The sequence below is a fragment of the Xanthomonas populi genome (genome assembly GCF_002940065.1).
Taxonomy (GTDB): Bacteria; Pseudomonadota; Gammaproteobacteria; order Xanthomonadales; family Xanthomonadaceae; genus Xanthomonas; species Xanthomonas populi.
On record NZ_MDEJ01000193.1, the window covers coordinates 1 to 5,330 of the forward strand.

At 63.4% G+C, this 5,330-nt stretch carries 2 protein-coding genes and 1 pseudogene; 2 read left to right on the forward strand and 1 reads right to left on the reverse strand.

Going from position 1 to position 5,330, the window contains the following annotated elements:
• Positions 1-362: 362 nt before the first annotated feature.
• Positions 363-1,712, forward strand: a complete 1,350-nt coding sequence (gene mnmE / locus XpopCFBP1817_RS19265) for a tRNA uridine-5-carboxymethylaminomethyl(34) synthesis GTPase MnmE (RefSeq protein WP_128418320.1) — start codon at positions 363-365, stop codon at positions 1,710-1,712.
• 167 nt (positions 1,713-1,879) lie between these two features.
• Here mnmE and XpopCFBP1817_RS19270 read toward each other — a convergent pair whose 3' ends face one another.
• On the reverse strand, positions 1,880-2,740 hold the full coding sequence (locus tag XpopCFBP1817_RS19270; protein ID WP_128418321.1) for an acid phosphatase: 861 nt from the start codon (positions 2,738-2,740) through the stop codon (positions 1,880-1,882).
• Positions 2,741-2,933: 193 nt separating this feature from the next.
• On the opposite strand from XpopCFBP1817_RS19270, the pseudogene XpopCFBP1817_RS19275 reads away from it, so the two are divergent.
• A pseudogene (locus XpopCFBP1817_RS19275) lies at positions 2,934-5,231 on the forward strand (TonB-dependent receptor).
• Positions 5,232-5,330 lie beyond the last annotated feature (99 nt).

Consider the following 5,330-nt stretch of genomic DNA (forward strand, 5'->3'; position numbering starts at 1 on the left):
AAGGTATGGTCATCATCCAGTGCGTGTCACCACGGCTACGACTTGGTTGTTCGAGGTGCCCTTAAGTGAACAGCATTACGCCGCAAGGCGGGCTTTTCTGCATGTGCGCCCGTATCTGTTCTTTCCATCACCAAGAACGCTGCTGTGCTGTCACCGCCATTGCATTGCCAGGGGCTGTGCACCAGTTGCGCCGGAATGTCGGCGTCAGCCGGTTATGGCAAGCAGACTGCAGGCAACCTTGGACCTGTGTCCTGAAGATCGATCCATCGCGCGCAAGGCTTACGGCCTATCTCTAAAACTGCAGCTACAAAGCAGCCGCGCATGCAAGCCACGTCTCTGACCACACGCCGTACCATCAGCCTATGTCTTCTTCGCCATCGACCATTGTTGCTATCGCTAGCGCCGCCGGAACCGGGGGCATCGGCATCGTGCGGATGTCTGGCCCGCAGGCCGCGCAGATCGCCGCCGCGCTGGGCATTGCCAAATTGCAGCCGCGGAAGGCGCGCCATGCGCGTTTTCGCGATGCGCAGGGAGAGGTGATCGACGATGGCATCGCACTGTGGTTTCCGGCGCCGCACAGTTTCACCGGCGAAGAAGTGGTGGAATTGCAAGGCCATGGCAGCCCGGTGTTGCTGCGGCAGTTGGTGGCGCGCTGCATCGCACTGGGAGCGCGTCAGGCACGCGCGGGCGAGTTTAGTGAGCGTGCGTTTCTCAACGGCAAGCTCGATCTTGCCCAAGCGGAAGCGATCGCCGACCTGATCGCTGCTGGCGATCTGCGTGCGGCACGTGCAGCGCGGCGTTCGTTGGATGGCGTGTTCTCGCGCCGCGTCGACGCAGTCAGCGACAGCCTCACGCGTCTGCGCATCCAGGTGGAGGCGGCGATTGATTTTGCCGATGAGCCGCTGGAAACGCTGGAAACGCTGGGCGGGACGCAAGTTCGTGATGGATTGACGCAGGCACGCAGCTTGCTCGCACAGCTACTGCGCGATGCCGAACGCGGACGCAAATTGCGCGACGGCCTGCATGCGGTGTTGATTGGCCCGCCCAATGCCGGCAAGAGTTCCTTGCTCAATGCACTTGCCGGCAGCGATCGTGCGATCGTGACCGATGTCGCCGGCACCACGCGCGACACCTTGCAGGAAGCCATCCAGCTCGATGGCTTCGAACTGACCCTGGTCGACACTGCCGGCCTACGCGAGGGCGGCGATGCGATCGAGCGCGAGGGCATGCGCCGTGCGTGCGCCGAACTACAGCGCGCCGACCTGGCGCTGGTGGTACTGGACGCACGTGACCCGCAAGCCGCGCGCGATGCCATCGGCGATGCCATCGATGCCGTGCCGCGTCAGCTGTGGATCCACAACAAGTGCGATCTGCTGGTCGAACCCGCGCAGCTTGATCGCGATGCGATCGCGGTCTCGGCAGTGACCGGGCAGGGACTGGAGCGGTTGCACATCCGCCTGTGCGAACTCGCACTGGGCGATGGCGTGGAAAGCGTTGACGGCGAATTCTCCGCACGCACCCGGCATGTCGAGGCACTGCGTCGCGCCGAACAGCATGCAGATGCGGCGGATCTGGAACTGGGTTTCGAACAACTCGAACTTGCCGCCGAAGAACTGCGTCTGGCGCACGCAGCACTCGGCGACATCATCGGCAAGCTGAGCGCCGACGACTTGCTTGGCAAGATCTTTTCGAGTTTTTGCATCGGCAAGTAGCGGGGCTTTCGCCGCTATTGACTCCGAGCCAAGACTGCGTTGCGCAGCCGCGTTTTCCACCACGCGTGTTGGTGCTACGCGTCGGCATGCGCGCGCATGCGCTATGACCGGTGGCGTTTGGTGAAATCGATTGTCAGACCGGCGGTCGCAGCAACGCCGCGATACCGCTACATCACACCCGGCAACACCGGCTGCAGCGCTGCCTTTTCGGCATCGCACGTTGACGATGCAGTTGGAGTTGCAGGTTGTTTCACACCCACCTGTGCGATCTCGCGGCGCGCGGCCACCAGGTCTTTCAGAAACTCAGGGTTTTCGTGCAGGGCAGCGACGGTGGCGGCGCCCATCATGCGGCCCTGGATGACGTCGCTCTGCCAGTGCACGTTGCAGACCAGGCGGCTGTCGCCGAAGGCGCGGCCACGGGCGAGCAGGGCGTCGCGTTGCGCGGGCGCCAGTTCGGCCAGGATCAGGCCCCAGCTCCAGCCGATGGCGGTGTGGCCGGAGGGGTAAGAGCCGTTCTGGCGCAGCGCCGCGTCGTCGGCGCGCGTGCACATCGGTTGGTCGTTGCGCATGAACGGGCGCGGGCGCTGGTAGCGTGCCTTGGCCGCGCTGGTACTGCTGCTAGCGTCGCGCATGCTGCGTTCGAGCAGGCGCAGCAGGTGCGGGGTGTGGGCTTGGTCGATCTGGATGCCGAGCGCGCAGCTGAAATGGGTGGCCGCTGCGGGGAAGCTCAGGGCCGCGTCCTGTGTGGCCAACTTCCAACGCGGTGTGTCGCGCAGGGCCAGCATGGACGTGGCGACGGCCTGATCGTTGGCGAACGCGGCGTTGCCGTCCTGCGGCGGTGGCGGCACCAGGCGCAGGCTGTCGGGCAACTGTTCTTTTTCCAGATACCCGCGCGCATCGGTCGCGATCACCGAGCCCGTCGATGCCGCCTTTTCTCGCGCGCTTACCACGCCGCTACCGACCACCAGCGCGGCGATGGCGATGCCGGTCAGCGTCCGAGGATAAGAGCGAGCAATGCGATGAGACATGGACCAACCCTCAGATAAAGCGCAAGCAAGAGCTGGCAGATTACGACGTGCAGATGCATGTGCATGCCAGCGCAACGCAGCGCTGGCGAGGGATGCGCAGCCGCTGTCGCAGCACCGTCATGTCCCGGTCGCATCGGCGCAAGACAGCTGTCGGACGCTTGCCGTCATCTTTTAACTCGTCCCCGCGCCGCTCATGCCCAAGACCCATCTCTTAAGTGCCGCCGTCCTCGCCGCGCTTGTGCTGTCGCCGGCCGCCTATGCCGCCGATCCCGAGGTGACTGCCGATACTGGCACGACCGTGCAGCAACTCGATGCGGTCTCGGTGATCGGCCAGGGCGAAACGCGTCAGGTGCAGCGCATCACCCAGCAGGACATTCCGGTGTTGCCGCCGGGCACCAGCATCCAGAAGCTGCTCAACCGCATGCCGGGCGTGAACGTGCAATCCAACGATGCCTTCGGTGCCAACGAAGAATCGCACACGATCAGCCTGCGCGGCTTCAACGGCACGCGTCTGGGCTATACGCTCGATGGCATGCCGCTGGGCGACAACGCGTATGGCAACTACAACGGCCTCAATATCAGCCGCGCCTTGATTGCGGAAAACTTCGGTGTGGAGCTGGCATCGGGCATCGGTGCACTGGGCACCGCCTCCACCAGAAATCTTGGCGGCACCATCCAGTACTACTCGGCTGACCCGTCAAGCGCGTTCGGCGGGCAGGTGTCGCAGACGGTGGGGGCGGATGCAAACCGCCGCACCTTTCTGCGTGCGGATGCCGGCGATTACAACGGTTTTTCGGCGTATCTGTCGGGGATCACTGCATAAGCCGGCATGTAGCCGCGCCCGGATTCGCCGACCACCACGCGTCAGTTCAATGTCAAGGGTGTGTATCAGTTCGACACCGGCAAGCTGACCGCGTTCGCCGATACCTCGCGCACTCCGCAGGCCGACTACGCGTATCTGTCCAAGAGCGGCATGGCGCGTGGCCTGGGTTGGAACTGGAATCTGTACGCGCCGGACTGGAACCGTGCATTGGCCGCGGCGTACTGCGCACCGGCTACGCGTAACGCGGCGCGCTGCGGTTTCAGTGGCGGCGTGGACAATGTCGACGATGCCTATTACCAGAGCCGCGCATTGCGCGATGACGATCTGTTCTATGTGGCCGGCGACTTCCAGCCCAACGATGCGATCAGCCTGCACACCCAGGTCTATCACCACGAAAACAAGGGTCAGGGCCACTGGTGGTCGCCAGGCCAGGCCTCGAATCCGGGCATGCCGCAGGCATTACCGATCTCGATCCGCAGTACCAATTACTGGATCAACCGCACCGGCGGCATCGCCTCGCTCGGTTGGGATCTGGGCCCGCATCACCTCGAAGCCGGGCTGTGGTACGAGCGTAACCATCACGATGTGGAGCGCAATTTCTACTGGATCGATGGCACGGTCAGCGACGACAAGTTCCTGCAGGATCCGGATCGCCGCTTGTTCTCGCAGAACTACGTCATCACCACCCGGCAGTTCTACGTGCAGGGCAACGTCAAGTTTCTCGATGAGCGCCTGAGCGTGGATCTGGGCATCAAGAGCCCGAGCACCGAAATGACCGCGCGCGAGACGCCGGGCGTGGCGGTGGAAGCGCCGGTGCCGACCGGCTCGATCAAGGCCAGCGAGTCGGTGCTGCCGCAGGTCGGCCTGGATTATCGCATCGCAGACGGGCAGGAAGTGTTTGCCTCGTACGCGGAAAATATCGCCGCGTTCCAGGGCGGCGGCGCCGGTGGTCCGTTGCTGGTGACGCAGGCCTCGTTCGATGCCAGCGTCGGTGCGCTGGAGCAGGAGAAGTCGCGCACCGTGGAAGCCGGTTATCGCTTTGTGCGCGACCATTTCGAAGCCTCACTGGTCGGTTACGACGTGACCTTCGACAACCGGTTGCTCTCGCTCAATCCCTGCGCCCGCATCCAGCAGTGCACCACACCGGCCTGCACCACGCGCTTGTTCAACGTGGGTTCGGTGAGCAGCCGCGGCGGCGAACTGACCATCATCTGGAAGCCCACCAGCTACCTGCAGTGGTACAACTCGGCCTCGATCAATCGCTCCACCTACGACGACAACTACGTGCAGAACGGGGTGACCATTGCCACCGCCGGCAAGACCACGGTGGATACGCCCAAGCGCATGTTCGCCAGCGAAATCGCGTTCAATTACGCAAACTGGAACGTCAATCTGCGTGGCAAATACACGGGCCAGCGTTACTACACCTACACCAACGATCAGGGCTTTGGCGGCTACACCTCGTTCGATGCCGGTGCGGGCTACGACTTTGGCCAGGCTGGCGTGCTGCAAGGGCTCAAGCTCTCGCTCAAGGTGACCAACATCACCGACAAGCGTTACGCTTCCAACCTTACCGCGTTCGCCAACAGCGATCCGAATGGGCGTCAGTTGGCGTTCCATGCCAGCGCGCCGCGGCAGGTGTTTTTGACGCTGGATGCGAAGTTCTGAGTGAGGGATTGGGGAATCGGGACCTGAGGTTTCCCCACGTTTTCCCGAGATAGATCAGCTGGTTGCACCCGGATCGTGTAGAAACAAGTGCGCGCATGG

Bases quoted from the DNA above. Each gene is read 5' to 3' on its own strand.
- mnmE (WP_128418320.1), top strand. From the start codon at position 363: ATGTCTTCTTCGCCATCGACCATTGTTGCTATCGCTAGCGCCGCCGGA.
- XpopCFBP1817_RS19270 (WP_128418321.1), bottom strand. From the start codon at position 2,740: ATGTCTCATCGCATTGCTCGCTCTTATCCTCGGACGCTGACCGGCATC.